Consider the following 26,485-nt stretch of genomic DNA (forward strand, 5'->3'; position numbering starts at 1 on the left):
ATTTTATTTAAAAAGGACAGAATTCCACATTAACTCATTTCTGAAACTGCGGATCTTTGTATCCTTATCAATCACAACACTCTCAATTCCCATAGCTGCAGCCCAGTCACACATCTGCTCTGTGGTAAGGTCATAAGAGAATGCCGTATGATGTGCTCCACCAGCGTAAATCCATGCTTCGGCTCCGGTTGCCAGGTTCGGCTCCGGTGTCCAGAATGCGGTTGCTACGGGAAGCTTCGGCATTGCCTTTTCTGTCTTCTTGCAGTCTACATCATTGATAATCAGTCGGAAGCGGTTGCCCAGATCGATTAAGGATGTTGCGATGCCGTGTCCTTCCTTTGCCGTAAATACAAGGCGGGCAGGATCCTCTCTGTCACCCATGGACAATGGATTCACTTTAATGCTGATAGGTCCGTCACAAATGGTCGGGCAGACTTCCAGCATATGAGCCTGCAGAATTCCCTCTTTTCCAGGCACAAGGTTATAAGTGTAATCTTCCATGAAAGAGGTTCCTTTTGCGTTCTCGATCCCCTGAGTCATAATCTTCATCAGGCGTACCATAGCCGCTGTCTTCCAGTCACCTTCTCCGCCGAATCCATAGCCTTTTTCCATTAATCTCTGGATTGCCAGACCCGGAAGCTGTTTTAAGGATCCCAGATCTCCGAAATGGGTTACGATTGCCTGATAGTCCTTTTCCTCCAGGAATTTCTCAAATCCGATTTCGATTCCGGCCTGTACTGCCACATGTCTTTTGAATTCTTCCGGATCTCTGCCCTCCAGTAAGATTTCATATTTATCATAGTATTCTTCTACCAGTGTATCGATATCACCCTGGGATACCTGCTCTACATACTCGGCGATCTCATTTACCGGATATGCGTCAATTTCCCAGCCGAATTTAATCTGTGCTTCTACTTTATCTCCCTCAGTCACTGCAACATTTCTCATATTGTCAGCCACACGGCACACACGGATATGGCTGCTTTCCATGATTCCCACAGCTGTGCGCATCCACTGGGCGATTCTCTTCTGTACTTCTTTATCATCCCAGAATCCAACGATGACCTTTCTCTCGATTCCCATCCTGGATACAATATGACCGTATTCTCTGTCACCGTGCGCAGACTGATTTTCATTCATGAAATCCATGTCAATGCTGTCGTATGGAATCTCCTGGTTAAACTGTGTATGTAAATGCATCAATGGCTTTCTGTATTCCTGAAGCCCTAAGATCCAAGACTTAGCAGGTGAAAATGTATGCATCCAGGTTATCACACCGGCGCAGTTCTCATCAGAGTTGGCCTCATTAAATGTCTTACGGATCAATTCATTTGTGATTAACGTTGGTTTCCACACAACCTCATAGGGGAGCATGCCAGACTTATTTAAAGACTCTACGATAATTTTAGAATGCTCCGCCACTTTTGCCAGACATTCGTCTCCGTATAAATCCTGTGAACCTGTTGCGAACCAAAACTGATACTTCTTTGCTGCTTTCATTGAAAAATCCTCCTTAAAATAAATTTATATACTTTTATATTTGGGGTTTCGTTGATGCCCTGACAATTAATTCCGGCTGAATCAGCCGTTCCACCTTGCTTTTTTCCTCGGGTATCTTCTGGATCTGCTCCAACAGCAGCTCCGCTGCCATCTCTCCCAGCTTTTCCTGGGGGTGGGCGATAGTAGTTAGAGGTACAATCCCATTTTCAGCAATCAGAGAATTGTCGTACCCTGCCACAGCAATATCTTCCGGTATTCTTCTGCCGCATTTCTGCAGTGTTTTCATCACCTCCAGGGCAATCTGATCGTTGTAGCATACTACAGAATCCATATCCATGCCATATTCCATCATCTGACGGATCGCAAGTGCCGGTTTTTTCTTTCGGTCTTCCGTATGGAACCATACAACCATATCAGGATCGTACAACTTTCCAGCTTCCTGAAGAGCTCTTACATACCCTTTGTGGCGCTCTCTGCCCTGGCTGTCATCTGCCTTGAATACCCCGGCGATTTTTTCCCGCCCGGTATCCAGAAGATGCTTTGTGAGAAGATAACCCCCCTGACTGTCATCCATAAGTATGTGAGGCTTATGCTTCATCTGGGCATAAGTCCCCTGGATGAAGATATAAGGAATCTCATATTCATCCAGCATTGCATACAAGTTCATATTATTGCACAGAATCTGGCTCTTGCTGGGCTCTATGATCAGTCCATCAATATCCTTGGTCAGAATATCCTCCAGGGCCCTGGCCTCATTGGTTCTGCTGTTGCCTGTATTTTTCAGAATAATGCTGTACCCGTTGGAGGTAAGCACCCGGTCAATCCCCTGGATCAGACGGGGAAAGATATAATCCGATATGTACGTCGTAATCACTGCAATATTTCTGGAATTCTTTCTGTGGCGCATCCTTTCAGAGCAAAAGGTACCCCGCCCATGCTCTGCAACCACAAATCCCTCATTTTCCAGAATCGCCAGGGCTTTGCGCACTGTATGCCTGCTGATCTGGTATGTAGACGACAATTCATTCTCAGAAGGCAGCTTTTCTCCGGGCTTTACTCTGCCGGACAAAATGTCATCCTTCAGCTGTTCCATTAACAGATAATACTTTGTTTTACCGCTTTCTCCTGCCATATCAAACCCTCCATTACCCCTATGGCCAATATCCTTGCAAGTAAGCTTGTAGTAAGTGAATCAAAACGTATCGTTACAATGGTGGTAGAATGTGCTGATTTTATCCAGGCAGATGGTAAAATCATCTCAATGTTAAATGTGCAACTTCTACAAGCTCACTTGTAAAGGTATTGTTATTCAAATGGCATTTCTTACAAGACATATTATATAACTTGTATGGATGTGTTGACAAGTTGTATTCTAAAAAACATATCTGCAAAACTCCATCCCTCCTTGCGCCATATTTCCCGCTCCTGTATAATACCATTAAATACTACGATCAGCTGTTTGCTGAAAGAAAGGAAGACTATGACACATATTAATCTATTAAAGAATAAGTACTTTCTCTATGCCACCGAATTCTTTTCCGGTATGTCGGTAATGGCTGTAGAATTGGGGGCAAGCCGCCTTCTGGCCCCTTATTTCAGTTCTTCCCAGGTAATCTGGACGATTATCATAGGCACAATCATGATTGCCATGGCTCTGGGAAATATCTGGGGAGGAAGGGTAGCTGACAAGAACCCGGATCCAGCACGCCTGTACAAACGCCTGCTTCTTGCCGCCGTATGGATCGCCGCCATTCCGTTTCTGGGCAAATACCTGATCGCGGCAATCTCCCTGGGCGTGGCTTTGCTAACGGAAAAGAACTTCCTGGTAATTGCCTCCTTTCTCAGCTGTCTGATTATCTTCGTCTTTCCGCTGATGCTCCTGGGAACGGTGACCCCTTCTCTTGTTAAATATACCGTGGAAGACTTAGAAAACAACGGAGAGATCGTAGGCAGACTTGGCGCACTGAATACCATCGGAAGCATCCTGGGTACTTTCCTTCCCACATTTGTAACCATTCCAACTGTGGGGACTGCGGCAACATTTATCATATTCTCTGTCCTGCTGGCGCTGCTGAGCCTTCTGTATTTTATATCAGTCCGGAAAAAAGCTGCCGCCTGTGCTGTTTCCTTTCTGCTGATTGGTCTCTTCAGTATATCCTCTGTAAAGTACAGCTTTGCTTTCTGGGAAAACGATCTTGTATATGAGGGAGAATCCATTTACAACTATCTGCAGGTAAAAGAAAATGATGAGAGCGTAATCCTCTCCACCAATGTGCTGGCAGGGGTACAGTCCATTAAAATGAAACATAAAGAATTTACGGGCATGTATTACGACTATGCCCTGGCCGCCCCCTATATGGCCGGTGCGGGACAGCAGGCCGGCAGTGACATTCTTATTCTTGGACTGGGTACAGGCACATTTGCCTCCATGTGCACTTCTTATCTGGACTCCCCAAACATAGACGGGGTAGAAATTGACGAAAAAATAGCCCGCCTGTCCAGTCAGTACTTTGATCTTCCGGAATCTGTAAATGTGCATGTGGAAGACGGACGGATTTTTCTCTCGAACTCTGAGAAATATGATGTCATTATGGTAGATGCCTATCAGGACATTACCATTCCCTTTCAGATGTCTACCGTTGAATTTTTTACTATGGTAAAGGATCATTTAAAGGAAGACGGGGTAATGGTCGTTAATATGAATATGCATTCCAGCAAAGAAGGATCCATCAATGATTATCTCTGTGATACCATTGCCTCAGTATTTCCCTATGCCTATACTGCCAAGGTAGGGTCCGGCACAAATATGGAGCTGTTTGCATCCCAAAACGGGGATATGCTTACTGTATTTTCTGAGCAGCTCTCTGCCATTGGAACACCCGATTTGAAGCAAATGATGGAGAAGGTAGAAGAATCCCTTCAGCCCGTCCGCCAGGGTTCTTTGATTCTCACGGATGATAAGGCACCTGTGGAAGTCTTGGGGATGCAGGTGATTGACGAGATTATCGGAGATGAACTTCACTATTATAAGAATATTATAAAAGAAGAGGGATTGGAGGGACTGGATTTTTAGTAAATACTTCATACTGTTTCCATAAAAAATACACGGAGTTTCATCTCCGTGTATTTTTTATGAAGCCGCAATGACATACGGAAAAGCTGCATGTCAGAGTACCGATACACTATGTTTTCTAATCATTTCTCGTCGGTATGTACTGCTTAATTCTCCCCACAAACTCGGAAAAATTCTGTGTCTGGAGAATGACATGTCCCGGACCTGTCAGTTTTGTCATAAACAGGCCTTCGCCTCCCAGAAACATGTTCATACCTCCCTTAACCATCTCTATATCATAGCTCACGCTGGTTTCAAAGGCTGCCACATTCCCTGTGTCCACTTTTATCACCTCTCCGGGAGCCAGATCCTTTTCTACCTTATTCCCGTCGATTTCCAGAAACGCCATGCCATTTCCCCGCAACTCCTGAAGTATAAATCCCTCACCCCCGAAAAGTCCGGAAGACAATTTTTTCGTAAATACTGCATCTGCGGTCACCTGCTCCTGGGCACAAAGAAATGCCCCCTTCTGACATATCATGCTTCCATACTTCCGCAGATCTAATGGGAGTATCTCCCCGGGTACCGTGGAAGAAAATGCGATCTCAGCCTTCTCCCTCTGAGAGGTATACGTTGTCATAAAAAAGGATTCACCGGTAAACATTCTTCCCAGGCCTTTCATAAATCCTCCTCTGGCATTGGTATTCATAAGGATCCCGTCGCTCATCCAGGACATTCCCCCGGTTTGGGTGTAGATAGATTCTCCGGCCTGCAGCTGCATCTCCACCGCCGGCATGATACTTCCTACGATTCGATATCTCATTAAACTAACCTCCTGTACATTGGATACCCCTATTCTATCATAAAGGCACCCTGTATTACAGAGTTATTTTCTCCAGAAGAGTTAACACTAGAATGACAGCCACCGGGATTGCCGTCCCCCCCAGCAGCTGGCCGGCTGTATGTCGTTTCATTCTCAGGCTGGCCCACCAGGTAAGCGCAAGGATTATCAGACCGGGAATAAGGGCAGGAATTCTAAAATATACCAGCAGTGCTGCAGGTCCTGCAGCTCCGCAGGCATGGCCGCTGGCCCGCAGCCCCAGACATTTGTTGAAAAGTAAAATCAAAAGGCCGGACAGCAGGTACTCCAGATAGATCATCCACATTCCTCTGGGCGCCTTTAATACGAAATTCGCAATCACACCCATAAGATAGCCAGCTACTGCAAATACCATAGCCAGACCTCTCTGCCCTTCTCTTCCTTTTTCTCTATAGCCGGGGATATACGGCTGCAGAGGATATGCCAGGATAGGAAGTACCGTCAGAAAAAAGATTCCCCACCAGAAACTGTTCACCCTTCCCATAACCTGAGGCTTTGTAACATAGACAAGCGTCAGCATAATACCGGCCATCACCGGGGCCAGAGTAACGCTTCTTATTGCTTTTGCCAACCTGTTCATCTTGCAATCACCCATTTCTCTGTTATACTATTTATGTGTTACATATTGTAACATTACCTTTGGACCGCAGGCAAGATATGGCGGATTAACTGTTACAAAAAGGAAGGTTTTGTTTATGAAAAAAGGAGAAAAAAATACGTCTAATGTCTTTGCCAGAGAATGCATGGTATCTGCTCTCATGCTGCTCTTGGAAGAAAAGCCATTATCGTCCGTTTCTGTCACAGAGCTCACTAAAAAAGCGGGAGTCTCCCGGATGACATATTACAGAAACTACCGCTCAAAAGATGAGATTTTTATTACCTACCTGGATGATATTGTAGACTCCTACCGAAAGGATGTAGCTTCCTGGGAAGACAAAGGAAATTATAACAGCTATAACAATATGCTCCACTGCTTCCAATACTTTTACAAACACAAGGAATTTATCAAGTGCCTGTTAAGAAGCGGCATGGGCAATCTCCTCCTGCAGGCTTTAACCGACTATGTGCTGGAGACTTATTGGGAAGACAGAGAAGATACTGCCTTCTATTATACCCTTCATGCCTTTGCCGGTTCCCTATTTAATCTTTACATTGCCTGGATCCTCAGGAGTACAGCGGATCCTGCAGAATCCATGGCCTCTGTCATCTGCAAAATATATGGAAATGGGGATACCGGTACTGAGAAAACAGGAGTAAAAGAAAAGGCACCAATCATTTCTGACTGATGCCCTGCCCTGTATCTCAAGGGGCAGCTCCTTTTACTGCTCTAAAAGACTGTCCTTCTTTTCCAGAATCGCTTCTACTGCGGCGCAGGCGGGACAGTCACAGTATTTTGCTCCGGCAGCCTTGATTTCCTTAGCATGCTCTGCAACACTTTTTGCTTTATCGGCCCCAAAAACCTGGGCTCCAGCCTCAGATTCCGCAAACCCGATTAAGTTATCAATCGGCATAATATCCGCTTCCAGCTCTTCTATGTATTTCTTTGTCTCAGCGGCCTCCCTTTCAGTTCCAACAGCATCCAGCCAGGCCTGCGCTGCTTCCTTTGCCTCGCTGCTGCATGTGGCTGCATTCATTAATTCACGTGTTTTCTCAACTACGTAATCTACTGCCTCTCTGCCCATAATTAACACCCTTCTTTCCTAATTTGATTACCCATATTTTACCACCATTATCCGGCTATTGCAATTCCCAGGTACGCAGCTTACTGCATTTTGTTCGCACCCCCGGGCGTGTCGCCGTGAACAGAGAGTACCTGTTCCAGAAATCCTTCGCAGCCTTCACAGATATCCCTGTAGGTTTCATCAAAATCCCCGGTGTACCAGGGATCTGCAATATCTCCCGGACGGGCTGTAAAGTCCAGAAGGCGGTATATCTTCTTCCCGGGATCTTTGCCCAGCATCCGCATCATATTCGATATGTTCCTGCTGTCCATGGCCAATAGATAATCATACCTGTTATAATCTTCTTTGGTAAGCTGAACTGCCCGCTTTCCATCCACAGATATACCATGTTCCATCAGCTTCTTTCTGGCCCCATGGTGCACCGGATTGCCTATTTCCTCCCGGCTGGTAGCACAGGAAGCAATGATGAAATCACCGCTGATTCCTCTTTTCTTAACCATATCTTTTAAGATGAATTCGGCCATGGGGGAGCGGCAGATATTGCCATGGCAAATAAATAGTATTTTTATCATATCTCTTATATCCCTTCATAAGCCTTCAAGCCTTGATATTTCGGGCTTTTGGCACTTTTCTCATGTTATGTGTTTTGCCCTGAATCTACACAATCCCTTATAAATCTACGCAAATTCACTGGCAAATGGTGTAGTAAGTGGTATCACTTCTCCTTTACTTTTTATCGGTCACAACACATTTTCCCTTACAATTGTAACCTTCTCAAATAACCTCTCCTCACCTTTATTATTCAGACATTCATACGAATCTTAATTTATTAAAACTTCCCACTTCGCTTACCATTTAATCTTTGGATATATCCTTTTTCTTTCAGTGAAGCGATTTTATTCTTAACGGTTCGTTCTGATTTTCCAATTCTATCTGCCATTTCTTTCTGAGTAATATTCGGGTTTTCCATAATTAGCTGTAGGATAGCCAACTCATCCAAAGGGCAATTCAAAGTGCAAATTTTGCCCTTTGAACCTTTTCCTATTGCACTTTGCCTGATATTATTACTTTGCTCCGGAACATAAGCCACATGCATATATCTATTTTTCAGCTCATAGCCCGTTCTTAAAATCAGATTGCTAAAGAACATTTCCAAAAACTTTGTTGTTGAGTAGACTCCATTTTGCAGGTCGTTATAGTTTGCCCTTACTAATGCATTGCGAAAGTACCAAGAGTTCTTTACAAAGGCATCGTTATTCACCTTGAATCCAAAAGTTTTCATGTATTTATGCCTAAACTTCTCAGTTAAAGCGGATTTTGCATGATCAATGATCATATCAATGCAACGGAAATCATTTGCTGTTTCAATCACTTCGTCCACATTGAGAACTTCACTTTCCACGCCAATAGTATTGGTTTCAAAAATATATCTGGTCTGATCATGGGTCAGACGGCTGCCTTCCATGTACAATCCAAGTATTTCCTCCGAAGCGCTCATTACATAAACAGCGGCAGTATCCCAAAGATTTAAGCCATGCTCCCATTGCGATACGCGGTAATTTCTGATTATTCACTCTCTGCAACCCCAAATTTATCTCGAAAGTCCTCATAACTGCTCACCCAGTCAAACCGTATCTGATCACTTACTGCCTGAAAATGCAGTTTGCCGCACTGAATCTTGTTTTGCTCCACTTCCTGTAAATTGATATCCTGCCTGCCTGCCTTGGTTTCAACAATGAAGTAGATCCCCAAATCCGGAGCCTGCAGACTGTTTTTCCTGCACACAACAGCCCAGTCAGGGGTATAATTGCCATAAGGAGTATCAATGACAAAGCCTCCCTTTTTCAGTTTTGTAAACAGCAATACATTCTGATTGTTTTCCAGCTTTTCCGCAAACTCCTTCTCTCCTTTGCTGTCCATTTTGTAATATTCATTCACTGCAGAACTATGAGCGGCATTTGCCTGAAAAACTCTCCATTCTACCTTAAAGTCCTCTTCGCTGATGGTATCAAGCTCAAAGATATTCTTACTATCCAGTTCATACCCCTTTATCACTTCATAAGAAGTCAGATTAGCAGCTTTCGTATGGTTTAAACGCTTCAGAATCATCTGTGTCACTGTATCCAGAATATCCTGATTATTCAATAGCTCCCTTTTCTCAACAGACTGAATAATCTTGAATATGGCAAGTCTTGGAAGCATCGTATGATACATGATATAAGTTACAATCTCAAAGTCACTCTTTGGCCCAAAAGCCGCTTCCCGCTCCAGTTCCTTTGCTTTGCAGGACACCTCTTCCATAACGAACATTGCAGATTCATTAAATCCGGCCGTGCCAGCCTCTATTTTGTACACATTCCTTGCTTTTATAAACCTAAGGTAATGATTGATTTCAAATGCACAGTCTTGAATAAATTTATCTTTATCAATCCTGAATTTGTATATCGTCCGCTTTACCAGTTTTTCCCTTAGGGCAAAGTAAATCTGTTTAAACTCCCCCTGTGTGACAAAAGATCTTACCTTATTTTCACAAGTCTCATTATCCCCATTGCGAATCGCAATCTTCTTCGTGCCTTTCTGTGCCATCAGCTCTTTAAACTCCTTCTTGATCTTCTCCATGTGTTCGCAGAGCGTGTCCTCTGCAAAAGTCATGGTATCAATCAGTTTCGTAACTTGAACTGTTGTGCCCTGTAACAAGTTGTCCCGATTCATCACACCGGCGGAAATCAGTTCCTGTCTCAATGTGTCTGCCAATTCGGGCGTGATTTTTCTCTGTGGTATCCCGGCGGCTTTTAGAGTGGAAATAAGAATCTCAGCGGTAACTTCATTCTTATTATAATTCATAGTATCATTAAAATCTTTTTGTAATGCTGCTGCGAAGTGATCATAGTAATCATTTGCGATAACTGTAAGTTCATTGATTGTATGATCCAGGCAGCGGTTGCCAAATATATCTACCGGCAGTCTTAAGCCTCTGCCAATCTCCTGCTTTTTCGCTGTCTCCGAACCCCCGGACTTTAATGTACACAAGGTAAATACATTCGGGTTGTCCCAGCCCTCACGAAGGGCAGAATGAGAGAAAATGAATGCAAGAGGCTCTTCAAAGGATATTAACTCGTCCTTTTTCTCCAGAATCAGGCTGATGCCGCGGTCGATGTCTTCCCGGGACTTTGCTTTGATTTTCATAGTATCCTCGTCAGCCCCTGAATCCCATCCCTCTATTTCTACTGCATTTTTTTTTGCGTCCAGGGCAAAGTAGCCTTCTCTGACCGACTGTACATTCGTATATCCCGGAAAGAACGCTTGGTATTTTTCAATCACAGCCCTATTTTGAGAGACATACCGCTTATACTCTTCGTCAAAAATCCTTAAGTACTCTCCCCTGCCGTCCGGCACAGCATTGTCCCTGACTTTATCCACAGAATCAATAAAGAACAGCGTCAGTGCCTTAATTTTTTTTCCGGTATTTAAAATTGTTATCTGTTTTTCAAAATGGTTCTGAATCGCAAGCCTTATCTGAATACGCACAGCTTCATTTTTTTCAGTTTCATAGGTACTGTGTCCTTGTTCCAATACAATCGTTTTCTCTTTTGTTGCTATTACCAGGGGCTTAAGTTTGTGGGGTTCCCCGGCAACACGCATGTCTTTGTACTGCAAAAGACCGCCTGACAATTCTTCAATAGAAGTACCTCCCCGGGCATTACAGCTCCTAAATCTGATTGTGCTGCCCTGCTCCTGTGAGAATATCTCTATTCTTGCCTTCAAATCAGAGGTAAAGGATACATATCGGATGTATGGATAATCTTTAGGAATCACCCCGTGTACAGTTTTTACTGCAATTCTCTTTACCAGCTCCTTCTGATATGCGGCATAAGAATCCAGCTTGTAGATTTGGTTATACAGCTGTTTGTGAGTTGCAGAATATCTTAATGTAAATAATGGCTGCAGCTCTTCTATGGCTTTCAGAGACTGGGATTTATTCCTCTTTGTGCCTTCCAGCTTCTGGGGCTCGTCGATAATGATAATTGGCTTAATATATTTGATATCTTCCCAAAGTATCTGCCCGTACTCATCTTCTGTTCTAATCTTATTCGTATTCTTATTGAACGCCTGTATGTTCATTACGCAAATGCTTAAATCACTGCTCTCCACCAGCTTAGAACTGACCTGCTTGGGATTGCTGCTGTCATAGACAAAGCTGTGCCTAGCTATATCCACATTATACAATCTTTTAAAATGCTCCTGCAGCTGTTCCATCGACTTTTCAACTCCTTTACGGATTGCAATGGAAGGTACTACTACCATGAACTTTTTAAAGCCATATTCTCTATATAACTCCAGAATCGTACGAAGGTACACGTAAGTTTTGCCTGTACCCGTCTCCATCTCTATTGTAAAGTTGTTGCCCTCTGTCAAGGCAGAATCAGCAAAGAGATTATTCTGCAGCTGTACACTTCTTAGATTCTCTAATAATCTGGACTCTACTGGAATATCATGATTTCTTACGGGATCTCCTTCACCAATCTTACGAATACGCTGTGAGCCATAGATGCCATCCACTCGTCTGGGCAATCCCTGAAACAACTTTACCGCAGAATTCACCGCCTGCAGCTGATAGTCAAGGCTGTCATCGAACTGAAATGTTACTCGTCTTGCCATGATTCATTTCCCCTTAAATAAATTCTACGGTATATACAGGTTTATCAGTTCCGGCATTCTTCGAGATAAGTGCCTTCAATCTTCGAAATGTCTCATCTTTCAATGCAATATCGTCCCTGAACGCAGAATCTCTGAAAATAAACTTGATCGGCAGCGGTACAAGCTCTGCCAGTTTATTTATCAATTCTACGGTTATCTCTGTTTCCAGACATACCAGATAGCTGCCCCCATAGAGATATGTGCGTCTTCCAATGTCAGACAGCTGTTCCAGAGACTCGGATAAAGCTACGTTGCGCTGTCTGAGCATTAATTCGTACACAATATCTGCGTCATTCGCCCCGGGCATAAAGTCCGCAAGATCCGGAGCACTTTCGATCTGTGAGAAATCAAGCTGCCCTGCATCCATAAGTGAGTTCCATTTTATATTGGTGGGCGCGATACGGAACACTTTAAATCCCGTATCCACTTCACAGTCCGGATTCTCTCTCACAATGCTCTCGCCGGCACGACGGATACGCTCCCTGCCAATTTCACATATCGTAGAAAAGCCTGCCTTATATGCCTCACTTGACGCCTCTAAGACTTCAGGAATCTGGACCATGATAAACCTTCTTTTGCCCTTATCCTCACTGTTCAGCTTCATGACTGCATGTGCAGTGGTTGCTGATCCTGAAAAAAAGTCAAGTATGATATCATGTCCACTGGTGTGTATCTTACACAAAAAGCAAATTAAAGATGAGGGCTTGGGAAATGGAAATATTTTGCTCCCAAACAAGTTCGTTATTTCTTTTGTTCCATCCTGGGACATTCCAATATCATCTCCGAGTTTTGTACTTACTGCGATCCGTCCAAAGTCCTCCCCGGCCTTCTCCATATCATCTTCCTTCCAATATCTCAGCGCCGGCTTGCTAATATTTAGAAAAGAATAATCCCCAGGGAAGACAATTCTGCCCTCATCATAATATTTTTTAAAGGTATCCTGCGTAATTGCCCATGTTCTGTTGGGATTGGCAGGGTATTCCGCGCCGGTCTTAGGATTGATTATTGTAAAGTAACTGTTAGGTCTCTCACTTGCGGTTGTCTGCTTTGTCAAATCATGTATTCTCCAAGGACGATTTGGGTAATCATCACTCTCATAGTATTTTCTTTCTTTTCCTGCTATACTTCCTTTGAACAAGGAAGACTTTGCATAGCATACAATCCACTCATAATCCTGAGAGATTCCAAATGGAACGTCTGATTTGGCGGTTCTCTTTCTCCATGGAAATATTGCAACATAATTACTCTCACCAAAAACCATATTGCAGAGATTCTTTACATTTTCCAGCTCGTTATCATCGATGCTGATAAAAATAGCTCCGTCATCTGTCAATAAATCCTTTGCTACCAGCAGCCGCGGATACATCATGTTCAGCCAATTTGCATGATACCTGTTATTAGATTTCGTATTTACTGTATATCTCTCACCCAAATCACTCATATCGCCTTCTGCTTTCAGGCTGTCTGCCGACGGTATTTTATAATTATCATTATAAATAAAGTCATTTCCCGTATTATATGGGGGATCAATATAAATCATCTTTACTGCATTGTAATAGTTCTGACGAAGCAGCTTTAACGCTTCCAGATTATCGCCTTCAATATAAATATTCTCGGTTTTATCCGCCTCTTTGCTCTCAGGCAAAACCAGTTTTAATGTCTTTCCAAAAACATCCTCCTGTGCCGCTTTTTTAGCGTTCTGCTTACCTGCCCATGTGAATTCGTACTTTTCTTCTTTGACCTCTGTAAAAAGACCCAGCTCTTCTCTTAAAGCAAGGAAGTCTACTTCACCGTCTTTGACAGCGGAAGGAAAGATCTGCGCCAATTTTATAAGGTTATCCTTTTGAAAATGATTTATATTCCTGTCAACTTGTTTTGTTTTCATCTTCAATCTCTGCTCCTTCTCTCACAGCGCTAAACCAGGTACTCCAGCAGACTATGCATCGGACGTGTATCCCTTAGTTTCATCTTTGGTGCCTGGCGATTCTCTGTGCTGTATGTGCCAAATTCCTTCACATCATTCTCCCCAATCCAGCCTATTATTGCCATATTCCTTTCTGTCGGTACAGTAATTCTAGGTTCTCCTTTCAGCTTCAGCCAATAATATACCTGAATATTTACCTTCCGCAGTTCGCTCGCCTTGGTTGCCACCGTAAAAGTATCTAATATATCATCAATTGTGCTTTTATACACCGACAAGGAAGATTTTACCGAACATTTTATTTCGGTTCCCCGTATATCTTTTAAGATAATGTCATGTCCCAAATCAGGATTTCCGGATCTTTTATTTACTGCTGAGACCGCATATTTCCTATTCTGGAGCAGCCATTTAATGACAGCCGCTTCCGCTGCTTCTCCCATCAGTATATCTATAAATCTCTCCATATACCCTCTTGCATGCAAATCCCTGCGGTCTGTCATAGTCTCACAAAGAATTTGAGCATTCTCTGTACAAATATGCATATCTGCTTCTGATAATTGTATTTTAACAATTGTATCTCTTGTAACCGCCATACTTGTTCCTCCATTATCATAATATTCTAAACCATCTACTGTTTCAGTCTCTGTCTGAATGTCAATAAGCTTAAAATCTGCACCTCGCTTTACCACCGAGTATACCTAATTATCGGAACAATATCAACTCTATCGGGATATCTGTTACAGCGTTTGGCAAATGCTCCTTCTTAGAATAAGCGCAAAAAACGGGCTGATATAGTTTTTAACCCTATCAGCCCAATCTTTTACTCGTATTGTTATAATTTTAAGAAATTAATTTTCCATCTGAATTAAAAGTGTACCGCTTTCCATCAATGGTAACGGTTCCAGTTACCATTTCACCATTTGACAATAAATAGTACCAATTTCCATAGTAAGACAGCCACCCCGTTTTCATGGAACCCACAGGAGCCCCATCCGCATTCCCCTCAGGATTCAGGTAGTACCATTTGCCTTTCCACAGCAGCCAGCTTGTTTTCATAGATCCCACAGGCGATCCATCAGTGTTGCCCTCCTCATTCAGATAATACCACCGGTTGCCGTTCAGTAACCATCCGGTTTTCATAGATCCTACCGGAGCGCGATCTGTGTTCCCGTCTTCATTCAGATAATACCATCTGCCGCTGTCTAATAACCAGCCTGTTTTCATTGTGCCGTCAGAGTTCAGATAATACCACCGGTTTTCAAAATATACCCATCCGCGCTGCATCAGTCCATTGGGCCCAAAATAGTACCACTTATTCCCAGTAAGAATCCACTGGTTAAAAATTAATGCTCCGTTGTTATCCGCATACTGTGTTCCTCTCGGTGTTGTGACAAAACCGGGTGTGAATTTAGGTATATTCGTTTCAATACTCCCATCCGTATTTATAGTAAATACAATGGCAGAAAGTAAATTATAATAGGAACTGGTAGAATAGAACTTTGAGCCCACTTTTTGGTTGATTTGCGCCATAGTAGCATTTGGTATATTGCCTAAATACCCAGTCTGTACAATATATTTAGGATTGGCTTCATCTAGCATTGCTTTAGAATTAGAACCTGCAATCCCATGGTGCGCCAATTTGTAGATATCAATATCTTTTACCAGTTTCATTCTGATCAAAGCACTCTCCAGTCCGTATACATCATCCTCTACGTTAGATGTCGTATAGGTATTCATGTCGCCTGTCAATAGAACCTTGCGGCCAAATACAGACATTTTGGTGATAATAGATGCACTGTTGATATCGTAAAATTTCTCATTCGGATCATACTCAAAATTAAACAATTCTATATCAGCACTCTCCCCCAGCTTAAACTCCTCTTTATCTACAGGTGTCGATTTGGTAATAAGCTTTGCGTTTGTATCCTGCGCTGCTTTTATTGTATCTGCATACACATATGCATTATCCCATTTCCTATCAGCTGATAGTACATTATTATCTGAATAGGGTTTGATATATACTCTCTGGGGACCAAAAGCTCTTATAACTTCATCAGCCCCCCCTATATGGTCACTGTGTGCATGTGTCCCAATGAAAAATTCAAAGTTATCATGATTGACGTTTAATTTAGTCAAATACTCATTTACTTCATCCTCATATCCTGGAGTCGGCGCTCCCCCGGGAGGAACATTCGTATCATCTGCAGCATCTACCATACCGAAGTGTTTGGTTCCATCTGCGTCGGTGGCTTCCAGTACGATCGCATCTGTATCAGCTCCGCGCAATGTTAAAAAATGAACCTTAACGGATGGCGTTCCGCCGACAGTTTTCTCCTCTACAGCTGCATTTGCAGTAACTGCAGGTGTAATAAGCATTACACTGCAGCACATAAGTAAACCTATATTTTTTATAATTCTATTTAACATTTTTCTTCCTCCAATTCTATTAATGGGCATAAAAAAACCCTGAGAGCAGACAATTTTATACTGTCTGCTCTCAGGGTATCCACCCCTCTTTTTTCTAAATGGTTACTATCGGTCCTGCTTCACCAACCATTTCCCTTTCCAGGCATAAATGGCCATTCCCATGGTTGCAAAGAACCAGGAAACAGGGTATCCCCAAAGTACGGTATCCAAAGTAAAATATACTTTCGTCATAATCTGAATCCACAGAATCCGGACCCCCACCATACTTCCTATCATAATTAACATAGTAGACATCGATTTACCAGCTCCCCGGAATACGCCTCCCATTACCTGTGCTATTGTGATGCCAACATAGAATGGGGCCAGTATCTTGCACATGAGATATCCATATTCTATAACTGCCGTATCCCGTGAGAAGATGCTCAGCGCATCCCTGCCGAAAATCAGAAGTACCGCTGACATGATCACACAGTATCCGCAGCCTATCAGCAGCGTTTTTACCGCCCCCTGTTTTACTCTGTCCAATTTCCCTGCTCCTATATTCTGGCCTGTAAAGGTCATGGCTGCCATACCAAAGCTCATAATCGGAAGTACAATAAATCCGTCGATCTTCATGTATGAACTGGAACCGGCAATAGCATCCTGTCCAAAGCTGTTAATATAAGCCTGCACAATTACATTGGAAAGCGAGATTACCGCAGACTGAATCCCTGTAGGAACTCCCATAACAAGGATACGCCTGGTCATCCTTTTGTCTAACCCTAGTTTGTGAATACGAAGAGTATAGATATCCCTGTCTTTCATTAAAGTCACTATTACCAAAACAGATGATATCCCCTGGGATATAATTGTGGCTATCGCTGCTCCTGCTACCCCCATCTGAAAACTGATGACAAAGATAAGGTCCAGTATAATATTTGCAACTGACGTAGCGCACAGATAGTAAAGGGGTCTTCTGGAATCCCCTACCCCCCGCAGGATACCTGCCCCCATATTGTAAACAATATTAAACACAGATCCCAGGAAAAAAATCCTAAGATATACAACAGCCTCTTTCATAACGCTGTCAGGTGTCCCCATCCAGCGTAGTATTTGCGGGGTCAAGGTAACTCCTACCACAGTGAGTATAATTCCCCCTATGATACTGAGAACAATGGAGGTATGTACGGCCCACTGCATTTTTTCTTCATTCTTTGCCCCATAATATTGGGCTATTACCACACCAGCTCCGGTTGCAATCCCCATAAAAAGCCCTATGATAAGATTTATCAGTGAATTGCTGGAACCTATGGCTGCCAGCGCAGGTTTTCCGATATAATTGCCTGCTATGACAGAATCTACCGTATTATAAAGCTGCTGAAAGATATTGCCTACAATCAATGGACCCGAAAACAGAAGAATGCCTCGTATAATACTGCCCTGAGTCAGATCCAGACTGTTGGCTCTTATTTCCTTTTTCACAATATTTCCCCCTTTATGTATTTATTCTAGCATAAATGTATAAGGGAATACTAGTAGATCTGCCATACTTTCTATTTGATATGCGCCTTCTTTTTGTTCTAAAAAATTACGAACTCATTCTAAAATGAGACATAATCCTAATTTCTATTCCAACTACTGCTGCAAAATTAGTCACGATCACAACTTCACCATTAGGTCTTATCCATCCTACGGCACATTGATTTACATTCACTCCAATCATAATATTAGCTTCCTTTGTCGGTCTAAACCCGGCTGGAAGTGTATAACAAATATTCATTGCTCCCGTTGATAAAGCATTCTTATTTGACAATTTTACGCTTACAAAGACACAGTCCCCCTTTTTATATATTTCTTCGTTTAATAAATTAAATGCAGCATTCACAACACCTCGGCCTGCAGTTTCCCCTGCTAATGTCTGTAACGTATTAATCTGTGCTTGTGCTAAATCTCCAACTATATTATATCGTTCACCGTCATATACCATCTCAATAAAAACGTTCTCAGTGATATAATTTGCCGGTACCCCTTGTCCTTTGTAGTAAATACTTCTTGCTCCAGTATTATTAATATTTAGTGTTGGATTTGATGCAGTATTTCCATTTATAAATTTAACTACTGCCCCTGCCCCTTTCAGAAGATTAAATCCATTAAGGCTGACACTTTTACTACTGGTTCCGGCAGAAGTAGCGCATTCTGCATAATGATGTATATCGCTGCCCCCGTCAAATGCCACACCACCGATTTTCCTTGCATTCTGAAGTTTTGTGGCGCTCCCTGCATTTCCAGGAATACTGGAAGGGGTATCTCCCTTCTCACCTTGGTCGCCTTTATCCCCTTTCTCACCCCGATCACCTTTATCCCCCTGGGAGCCTTTTGCCCCCGATAAATCCACAATAAATTCATATGCTGCGCTGCCTTTTATATAAACCTTTGCATTATCCTCATCTTCCACGTTTCCAGTACTGAGCATTACATAACTTCCATTCTTGACACCATCCGATGCATAGCCGGCATTCATTTCACTTATACTATGGTAAACCTTGGCTATATAAAATGGCTCTCCTATAGGCCCTCGTGGACCTATAAATTCTCCATTCTCCAGTTTGTTTTGTATTGATTTTGCCACAGTTTCAGCCAGCTTAGCAGCTTCATTTGCTAATTGAGCCTTACTGTTTGCATTTGTAGCAGCGGCTGAAGTCAATGCAACCGCTTCCTGAGCTGCCAGAGCTGACTCAGCAGAGCTCTTTGATGCCTCTGATGATTCATTATTCACTTTCTCCGCAAGAGATATTAAGCTTTCTCTAACATCTTCACCCTTTCTAGCTGCCTGAAAATCATATATTTCATTACTAATATCTGCCATATAATCCTCCTGTCTTCCTTTTTTCAATGTATAAACACTAAACAGATTCTTATTAAGTTTTAATTTCCTGGGTATCATCTTCCTTGTCTTTCAGTATTGCAGAAAGCTGTTCAGAAAGCTCTGCAACTTTCATATCCTTTATTTTGGCCCCGACACTTGTCAACGCAGTATCCAGAAAGGTAGCTGATAAACTGTATTTTTTTCCTGTATTCATTACAGCCACTCCAATTTCTTCCTCAGCCTTGTTTAATAAAACTGCCAACGGCAGTTGTGTACTGCTACTATTCATATTTCATACCTCCTTTATGCTCAACAGGGACTTTAAGTTTATGAGTTTTTCCTTTTATTGGTCTGTTATTTTCTTTTCTCTCAGCTATCCATTCCTTTTTTTCATCCACTGTGAATTTTTTGCCTTTATAATATTTTTTTACAGGTTTTTCTGCCTCATTAGGAGTCATCATATGAGATAACTGTTGGATTGACTTGGCACAATACCACAAAAGCCGTGTAGGATTAATGTATTTTATTCCTTCAGAATTTTCCTTTACTAGCTCAGGCTCGATCTGTTCCACCTCCTGTGCTACTAACCCTAGTTGCTCATGTTCTTTGGATTCTATCCAGTCAAATTCTCTAAATTCTAATTCGGATAATATTTGTAATGCATTTATTTTACTATCAAATATATTTTCTTTCAAACGCTCATCTGAGGGTGTCCCTACAACATTAGCATAGGTATCCCGTACCAATATTATTTCTGAATTATCAAATTGTGCAATAGTATCTTCATTTCCGCTCTGGATCCAAAAGGTATCTCGGGTACATATACCTGCACCATTACTATAGCCTACAGTCCAGGTCCTTCCTTCACTATCCAAAGAAATAGTATATCCATTTGCATACATATCATGTCCCAGATAAATGCCTGGATATGGGTTGTCAGAGATATTAGCTTTGGTAAAAAAATATAACATCATATTATAATAATTATCAGAGGGATTTTCCAAATATCCCCAAGCCATAAATTTACCCCATGTTTCCAAGTTAAACACAAGACCTTTATAATAATTATTAATACGCAAACTGCTTGCACCAATGTAACCCAGATTATATCCGTCACGCCAAAAGTTAATTCCCGATTCATCAAAAGATGCCCTTTTATTGCTCAATTCGGCTCCATCATCATATACAGCTATTTCACCAGCTGTGATTTGTATATACCTGCTATCATCATTAAAGGCCGTAATAACTCTATCGTAATATTGCCCTACGTAGCTCCCCACATCGTCTTTTGAAACCATACTTGATATGCTGTCACCCAGCACTTTTATTTGAGCTTCATTGTACTCCTCATATCCCCCCAGCACCTGAACATCTGTAATCCAAATTGGAGATCCTGGTGAATCATTATAAAAGAATAAATATTTTACTCCATCTTGTGGTACATAAAACTCGTATTCAAATTGATTCCATACCCCTGATTCCAATTTCCCTTCTGGAGTACGATTTATTTCATTATTAAATTCACACCTTACGATTGCCGTTGTCTGGTATCCAGACTCAGAGGTTGCTTTAAATCGTACCTTATATTTCCCTTTCTTTAGGTTCCAGTTCTGACTAAGGTATGCATTTATAGATCCACCTGTAAAACGTGCACAAGTTCCCAGATTACTATAATGGATTTTTACATATGTACTGTTGGATACATACCAATTGGATAAATCTTCATCAAATTTTCCATTAAGACAGTAATCATGCATGACATATGAAATTTCTTCGCTTACTTTAAGTGAAATTCTATCTTCCATTGCATTTATAGACGTTTCCGTGGTTGATTCTGCATATTTTTTTGCGTTTTTTTCTGCTTCTTCTATCTCTTTTGTGACAGTTTGCCTATACTCTGTGGAAAGCGCTTCGGTTTTAATGGTTCCAGCAATAATATATTTTGCATTTAATCCCAGGCCGAGTATCCAGGCATCATCATAAGGTCCATTAACCCCCTGTGTACTCAGTCCTATTCCCTTCGGCCCTATTTGCATAACATTGACAGCATCCTCTTTGTTCATGGCATCCATATACAGTTCTCTCAGGAATCTGTTGTTTCCGTCATATTCCGTTATTTTATAACCGCCTTTATCCCCTGTCAGCATCTGCGAAGCATTATCTATTGCGGATTGTAAAAATGAACTCGTCTGATGTACCTTGTTCAGCTCATTTTTTATGTATTCCTTATTTTCCTGGGTCTGCCCCACATATCCTCTTTTTATAGTTGTTCCAAGCTTCATACTGTCTGCCTCAGGATTCTGCAGATGTATTTCTTTTTCATTCACGGGGAAATACCTGTCCAATCCAAAGGGTTCTGCAACTGCTCTAACTGAATCTCCCAATTCCCATGAATCCAGAGAACTATTTAACAAAGACAAGTCTATTGCCGTGACCTCTAGAGCAATGTTCTCATATTGCACACTGGCCAGCCATTCTTCACCTTTACTTTTAAGAATAGAAGGTATAAAAATATCCTCAAAGTCTATCACTTTGCATATCCATCCATATTGTTCCACAGCCTCAGAAAGAAGAATATAATTTTTTCCTTCATTCACACTAGTTATATCCGTATAGGCGTCCATACCTTCTATGGCTCTTTCCTCCAAACGGCCTCCCCGTGGAATGCACGCCGTGGCAATATCGCTTCCTGATACGTTCTCCAGATAGTCTAACAGATTATTCCCAAATCGAACCGGCTGTTCACATATCTTTCCATAGTTCTTTAAATCCACTAGATCCAGATATCTTTTTCCATTGTTCTTGCGTATTCTGAGATAGCCATGCGTCCTATCACATAGTATCTCCCGTATACAGTCAAGAGTGGTTTCATTATTTGTATTTACCGAAATATTCTCATTACTGCCTGATACAGATACAATTCCTGTATAAAACTTTTTTTTATCATCTACTTTGCTGTTATGAATCATAATCCAGCTATCCAACAGCTGCCTGGGTGTTTTGTCTTGATATACTGCCTGCGGCTGAATAGTGTCAAATAAAAAAGCCATCTCTCCAATCGCACAGACCTGTTTCTCTTTATCAATTTTTTTCTCTATTTCATTTATTTCGCCATAGAATATTTCTTTATTATCTTTTATGACCTGGACTACAGAGGTCCTGACTTCAAGGTTTTCATATTCAGGATTTACATCCGGAACTATAAATTCAAAGCTCCCCGCATCATTCAATGCCTGCTTTATCACTGGTTCCCGAATAATTGCTAACTCATCTCCCGGAATATATAATGGTCTTCCATTTATATAAGCTTTATACATCACAGATACCTCCCCCGATAATCAATCGTAATGGTTCCTTCTCCGGAAAATGTAAGAATCACTTCTTTCTTTCCCAGTCTTACTTCCGGAAATCGGTTCTTACCTTCTGATAGTTCATATATATTTTGCCCATCACTTACAGTCATAGGGGATTTCATTTCGGTGACTATAAAAATAGGTACTGCACTTGCTCCTGCCTCAGGTATACGGATAGTATGATAACTCTGAGTTATCTTAACATTTTTTATTGTTCTTATAATTCCTGAAGAAAAATCAAATGGATCCCACAGCCAGTCGTCCATGCTGGAAATTACATCATATTTATAGGGTTCAGCAGAACCACTGATTATAATTTCGCCTAACGCAGGATTGCTCTTTTTACCGTCAACACTAAGCCTGCATATGTAATAATAATTGGGATCATCATCAAGGATTACTTTTACCCTCCGTCCATGGATATATTCTCCGATTTCTGAATAAGCCTGAAACCAATCATAATAATCATTATTTAGAAGTATGAATGTCATTTCCAGTCCCTCTCTGTTTTCATACATCGGTCTTCCCGAAATTTCCGTAAGGTCAAGACTTCCGTCTGCCCCCGGAATAGGGAGCAGGTTCGTCTTGGGTGAAGGCATAGGTATGTAGATATTAATCAATTTTAGTCCAAAATCTGTTGAGTGTTTATCGTCAAATGTTACTCCTTTTTCCATTATGTTCTCCTTCCATTTATTCTTCCTAATTCTCTGTCAATATAAGGAGCCATTACTCTGCCTGCAGGTTTCCCATCTATTGAAACCTGCATTCCACGAAGTGCGTTAGCTGTCTCCCGCCCCATACGTTCATAATCGAAGGTTATTGCATTTTCAGTGTTTCCTGACAATTGATACAGCGGCTGTACACTCATCATTGCATAAAGTCCTGCAAGCCCTCCCGCCTTTCTCAAAATAGCATTTTCTTCTCTGGTCAGAACCGCTTCCCCTTCATCTAAATAAGCCGGAAAAAAATCACGTGGAACGTAATCGAGACCAACCTTCAGCCTTGGTATTTCAGGAATATGTATTCCAAACCCACCAACAGCAGGTACCCAGCTTGGTATCTGCATTTTGTTTAATCCCCGTATAAACTTATTTACCAGATCAATTAGTCCATTCAGGGGATCTCGGAAAAGATTCACAAATCCAGATACAATTCTTACAATAATACCTTTTAGTCCTTCCAGAGCGCCTTCCAAATTTCCGGAAAAAATGTCCTTTATAAATACAATGAGATCTAAAAAAGTATCAACCAATCCTCCAATGAATTCACTGGCTACGGGAAGTATTTTATCCATAATCATTGAAAATGTTTCTGGTAATCCTTCCAGCACTGGCCCCAGATTTTCCTTAATAACTCCCACAACTTTCATAACGCCTTCCATCAGTGGTTCTAGTGCGGCACTAATCAATTCCAGTATAGGTTCTGCCAAAGCAAAAAACAGCTCAATAATAGGAGATAAAAGTTCCATAATCCCCTGAAACAACGGCATTAATGCTTCTATTGCTTCCAAAAAATAAGGGAGGATATTCTCAATCATTTCTATAAACGGAGGGAGCATAGTCTCTAGCAGCTCCACAAATACCGGCAATATAGCCTCTACAATATCCGAAAACACAGGAGTAAGCTCTGTAATAAAATCAAGAAGCGGCGGCAAAACCGCCTCCACAACATCCATTAGAAGAGGCGTTATCTGACTAATTGCATCCATAATCAGAGGAAGCATTTCTTCTATCATAGGCATTATTTGCTGAGCCACTTCACCTATAGAATCAATTAGTGGGGGAATCGCTTCCTGCAGCATAGGGGTTATCTCTTCTACCAGCTGTGAAAGTAAAGGCATAAGCTGTTCCCCTAAAGGTGCTATCATTTCGTCTACACTCGATTTTAATCCTTTAAATAGATTGTCAATTTCTCCATCGTTTGCTTTGCTGAGAGATTCCCAGATACTCTTTCCCAGTTCCTCGGAAGTTTTAGCCATTGCCTTTCCTATTTTTTTCAGATTTTCTAGCTTTCTCTCTGAATTTTTTTTCTCAGACTCTACCTTTTTTTCATTCTCTTCTTCTGCTGTTTTCCTATCCTTTTCTAAGTTTTTAGATGAGAGTTCTCTATATTCACCATCTATAACTTCTAACTTTTTATTTGTTTTTTGTTTTGTTTCTACTGCTAATGCATATACCTCTTCCGCATCTGCCTTAACTTGCTCCACATCAATTTTAAAATCTAATATATCATTTTCCTTTTTAGCCATTTTTTCCACCTGCCTTCTTTCTTAAAAAGACATCGGCGCATATTGGCTCTACTTGTCTTGATTTATACGTATTTCAAATATTTTTTTACAATGTCTGGCTTTGCATGTCACATAAACACCTTTGCATTCAGCTTCCGGCTTCCATGTGATAGGCATTCTGTACCCGCAATATGGACACATGACTTTTTTCCCTTTTTCCGTCAATCCGTCACCGCCATTCTTTCCAGAGTCATAAACAGAGTATCAAGACCCTCTTGGCCTCCATGTCCTTTTACATCTAAGGCATAACAGGATTTAAGATCTAAAATGGCCTGTATCTCATCCTGATTATGACCATTATATCTAGGTACTTTCATAGTTCTTATCTTAATAACTTCCATGATTTTTGTGTGTTCCGATAAACCAGAAAATAAAGCAATAAATTTTTTCCAGTGTAATTTGCCTCTCTCACTCAACAAATCAATTCCATAGTCACTCATAAAGGAAGAATATATGTATTCACCGTCTTTTTCGAAATCAAAGATTGGAACTGTGTCTTTTTTACTACTGCCTCTATTTTTTATATTTATACACTCCTTAAATATTTTAGTAAGCAGATCCGCCTGTTGAGAAAGAGATAAACCTATAAGCTGATATTCATTCACTACTAACATTTTAAGAGCCTGCTTTATTTTATCCACTTCTGTCAAAGATTCTTCCTGAAATAAATTCTGAATTTCAAGGACAGTATCAAAAGACGCATTTATTTTTATCCTACGGTTTGCGGCTTCAATTTCGTTTGTAAAATACTCCGTTAAAAAACCCATTATTTCTTCCGGCCTGAAAGCCCCTTAGATTCTTTTCGATTATAAGACTCCAAAACCGCCCGCTTATTCTCAGCCGCAATCTCGCGGAGTCTTGGAATTACCACTTTTGTAATAAATGGAGTGACTTCTTTTGTCATTTCCAGATACCTGTTTTCATAAAAATCTACAATAATCCCTGTATCTTCAGTGCCAAACACTGCCTCGAAAAGATTAACTGTGGCTCTTCCTAATTTTTCAAAAGCGTCTTCCATCGCCTTATTAGATTCAATATCCGTTTTGATATCAACAATTTCATTTCTTGTGTTCATCAATTCTATATATTTTTCATTAATGCGTCTAACTACATCATCAGCATCCAGCTCTACATGAATTGTTTTTTCTACCCTTCCCTCTTCGTTTACGAGTTCAAAATCTTCAGTAAACTTTTTACTTCTTTTTGCCTGATATGCCATATCTCGTTTCTCCTTATATTCTCTGTCCTATAATAAATGCAATACATCTGTGTATTTAGCATCCTTTTTAGAGTACCTCTATTTTTATTTAAAGTACCGCAGTACTTATACAAGTACTGCGGCTCGGGACTTAAGTTTTATACTGCTGTAGATACAGATGGAGCACCATTTCCATGAATAGTTACAGTCAACGCATTAGGCTGATTGCTGTCCCCATAAGCCGGAGTAATGTTTGCTAATGTAACCGGCCAAATAATAACTTTGTTCCCCTTCTGCAGTTTCAGATGAGTTTTTCTTTTTTCTCCAAATCCAAACATTACCTCTTCAGAAAGCAGATATTCAACTGCTTTATCTCCGGTTTTTACATCCCCAGTCACGGTTAATGTCATCTGCGCACCAGTTACTTCAGTGCTGCCCCACCCCTTATCCGCATAATAATTTGCCTGATAAAGAACTTCGTTTAGCGTCTGAGCCATATTTTTTGTCAAAGCTGCCATAGACGCCCAGTCAGCAGTTTCCTGTCCCGGTTTTACATTAATAAATGCCTCTGTCTCATAATTAATTTCCGGTGCTACTTTGTTTTCTGGTAATTTTACTTCTGCCATATTATCCACCTATTCT

At 41.3% G+C, this 26,485-nt stretch carries 22 protein-coding genes; 2 read left to right on the plus strand and 20 right to left on the minus strand.

The annotated features are described in order from the left end of the window. Positions 1-3 precede the first annotated feature (3 nt). Together araA and BUA56_RS02600 are read right to left on the minus strand one after the other, a co-directional pair. Positions 4-1,500 (minus strand): L-arabinose isomerase, encoded by a 1,497-nt coding sequence (araA, locus tag BUA56_RS02595; protein ID WP_072848788.1) that lies wholly within the window; start codon positions 1,498-1,500, stop codon positions 4-6. Positions 1,501-1,534: 34 nt separating this feature from the next. Continuing rightward, positions 1,535-2,632 (minus strand): GntR family transcriptional regulator, encoded by a 1,098-nt coding sequence (locus BUA56_RS02600; RefSeq protein ID WP_072848789.1) that lies wholly within the window; start codon positions 2,630-2,632, stop codon positions 1,535-1,537. Positions 2,633-2,980: 348 nt separating this feature from the next. Between BUA56_RS02600 and BUA56_RS02605 the strand changes: the two genes are divergently transcribed. After that, positions 2,981-4,573, plus strand: coding sequence for a spermidine synthase (locus BUA56_RS02605; protein ID WP_072848790.1), 1,593 nt, complete (start codon positions 2,981-2,983; stop codon positions 4,571-4,573). Positions 4,574-4,691: 118 nt separating this feature from the next. On the opposite strand, the gene BUA56_RS02610 is transcribed toward BUA56_RS02605, so the two are convergent. Next, entirely contained in the window at positions 4,692-5,375 is a 684-nt protein-coding gene (locus BUA56_RS02610; protein WP_072848791.1) for a TIGR00266 family protein, read from the minus strand. 55 nt (positions 5,376-5,430) lie between these two features. Beyond that, complete coding sequence (locus BUA56_RS02615) at positions 5,431-6,003, minus strand: hypothetical protein (protein ID WP_207650896.1); 573 nt, start codon at positions 6,001-6,003, stop codon at positions 5,431-5,433. 124 nt (positions 6,004-6,127) lie between these two features. Between BUA56_RS02615 and BUA56_RS02620 the strand changes: the two genes are divergently transcribed. Further along, on the plus strand, positions 6,128-6,718 hold the full coding sequence (locus tag BUA56_RS02620) for a TetR/AcrR family transcriptional regulator (protein WP_072848793.1): 591 nt from the start codon (positions 6,128-6,130) through the stop codon (positions 6,716-6,718). A gap of 33 nt (positions 6,719-6,751) precedes the next feature. Here BUA56_RS02620 and BUA56_RS02625 read toward each other — a convergent pair whose 3' ends face one another. The 16 genes from BUA56_RS02625 to BUA56_RS02700 all read right to left on the minus strand — a co-directional run bounded on the left by BUA56_RS02625 (position 6,752) and on the right by BUA56_RS02700 (position 26,469). Beyond that, entirely contained in the window at positions 6,752-7,114 is a 363-nt protein-coding gene (locus BUA56_RS02625; protein ID WP_072848794.1) for a molecular chaperone Hsp90, read from the minus strand. 80 nt (positions 7,115-7,194) lie between these two features. Beyond that, positions 7,195-7,686 carry a low molecular weight protein-tyrosine-phosphatase gene (locus BUA56_RS02630; RefSeq protein WP_072848795.1) on the minus strand — a complete coding sequence of 164 codons (492 nt, stop codon included), beginning with the start codon at positions 7,684-7,686 and terminating at the stop codon, positions 7,195-7,197. A 257-nt stretch (positions 7,687-7,943) separates the two neighbouring features. Beyond that, a complete protein-coding gene (locus BUA56_RS02635) occupies positions 7,944-8,579 on the minus strand; it encodes a winged helix-turn-helix domain-containing protein (protein ID WP_072848796.1) in 636 nt (211 codons plus the stop codon). 101 nt (positions 8,580-8,680) lie between these two features. Beyond that, positions 8,681-11,773: a restriction endonuclease gene (locus tag BUA56_RS02640; protein WP_072848797.1), complete on the minus strand. Its 3,093-nt coding sequence runs from the start codon at positions 11,771-11,773 to the stop codon at positions 8,681-8,683. A 13-nt stretch (positions 11,774-11,786) separates the two neighbouring features. Then, on the minus strand, positions 11,787-13,697 hold the full coding sequence (locus BUA56_RS02645) for a site-specific DNA-methyltransferase (protein WP_072848798.1): 1,911 nt from the start codon (positions 13,695-13,697) through the stop codon (positions 11,787-11,789). Positions 13,698-13,726: 29 nt separating this feature from the next. Continuing rightward, positions 13,727-14,326, minus strand: a complete 600-nt coding sequence (locus tag BUA56_RS02650; protein ID WP_072848799.1) for a hypothetical protein — start codon at positions 14,324-14,326, stop codon at positions 13,727-13,729. A gap of 247 nt (positions 14,327-14,573) precedes the next feature. Further along, positions 14,574-16,160 (minus strand): N-acetylmuramoyl-L-alanine amidase family protein, encoded by a 1,587-nt coding sequence (locus BUA56_RS02655; RefSeq protein ID WP_072848800.1) that lies wholly within the window; start codon positions 16,158-16,160, stop codon positions 14,574-14,576. Positions 16,161-16,265: 105 nt separating this feature from the next. Beyond that, the gene (locus BUA56_RS02660; protein ID WP_084067594.1) at positions 16,266-17,621 is read right to left on the minus strand and encodes an MATE family efflux transporter; all 1,356 of its coding nucleotides are present in this window, start codon (positions 17,619-17,621) and stop codon (positions 16,266-16,268) included. Positions 17,622-17,727: 106 nt separating this feature from the next. Next, entirely contained in the window at positions 17,728-19,005 is a 1,278-nt protein-coding gene (locus BUA56_RS23260; protein ID WP_072848803.1) for a collagen-like protein, read from the minus strand. 52 nt (positions 19,006-19,057) lie between these two features. Then, complete coding sequence (locus BUA56_RS02670; protein WP_072848805.1) at positions 19,058-19,294, minus strand: hypothetical protein; 237 nt, start codon at positions 19,292-19,294, stop codon at positions 19,058-19,060. Beyond that, positions 19,287-22,322: a phage tail spike protein gene (locus tag BUA56_RS02675; RefSeq protein ID WP_072848807.1), complete on the minus strand. Its 3,036-nt coding sequence runs from the start codon at positions 22,320-22,322 to the stop codon at positions 19,287-19,289. Before BUA56_RS02675 ends, BUA56_RS02670 begins: the two co-directional genes overlap by 8 nt. Continuing rightward, a complete protein-coding gene (locus BUA56_RS02680; protein ID WP_072848809.1) occupies positions 22,322-23,032 on the minus strand; it encodes a phage tail family protein in 711 nt (236 codons plus the stop codon). Before BUA56_RS02680 ends, BUA56_RS02675 begins: the two co-directional genes overlap by 1 nt. Then, positions 23,032-24,606, minus strand: a complete 1,575-nt coding sequence (locus BUA56_RS02685; RefSeq protein WP_072848811.1) for a hypothetical protein — start codon at positions 24,604-24,606, stop codon at positions 23,032-23,034. Before BUA56_RS02685 ends, BUA56_RS02680 begins: the two co-directional genes overlap by 1 nt. Positions 24,607-24,806: 200 nt before the next feature. Beyond that, positions 24,807-25,412: a Gp15 family bacteriophage protein gene (locus tag BUA56_RS02690; protein ID WP_072848813.1), complete on the minus strand. Its 606-nt coding sequence runs from the start codon at positions 25,410-25,412 to the stop codon at positions 24,807-24,809. Continuing rightward, the gene (locus tag BUA56_RS02695; RefSeq protein ID WP_072848815.1) at positions 25,412-25,864 is read right to left on the minus strand and encodes a hypothetical protein; all 453 of its coding nucleotides are present in this window, start codon (positions 25,862-25,864) and stop codon (positions 25,412-25,414) included. Before BUA56_RS02695 ends, BUA56_RS02690 begins: the two co-directional genes overlap by 1 nt. 137 nt (positions 25,865-26,001) lie before the next feature. Beyond that, on the minus strand, positions 26,002-26,469 hold the full coding sequence (locus tag BUA56_RS02700) for a phage tail tube protein (RefSeq protein WP_072848816.1): 468 nt from the start codon (positions 26,467-26,469) through the stop codon (positions 26,002-26,004). Positions 26,470-26,485: the final 16 nt, after the last annotated feature.

Source organism: Lactonifactor longoviformis DSM 17459 (assembly GCF_900129135.1).
GTDB classification, from domain to species: domain Bacteria; phylum Bacillota; class Clostridia; order Lachnospirales; family Lachnospiraceae; genus Lactonifactor; species Lactonifactor longoviformis.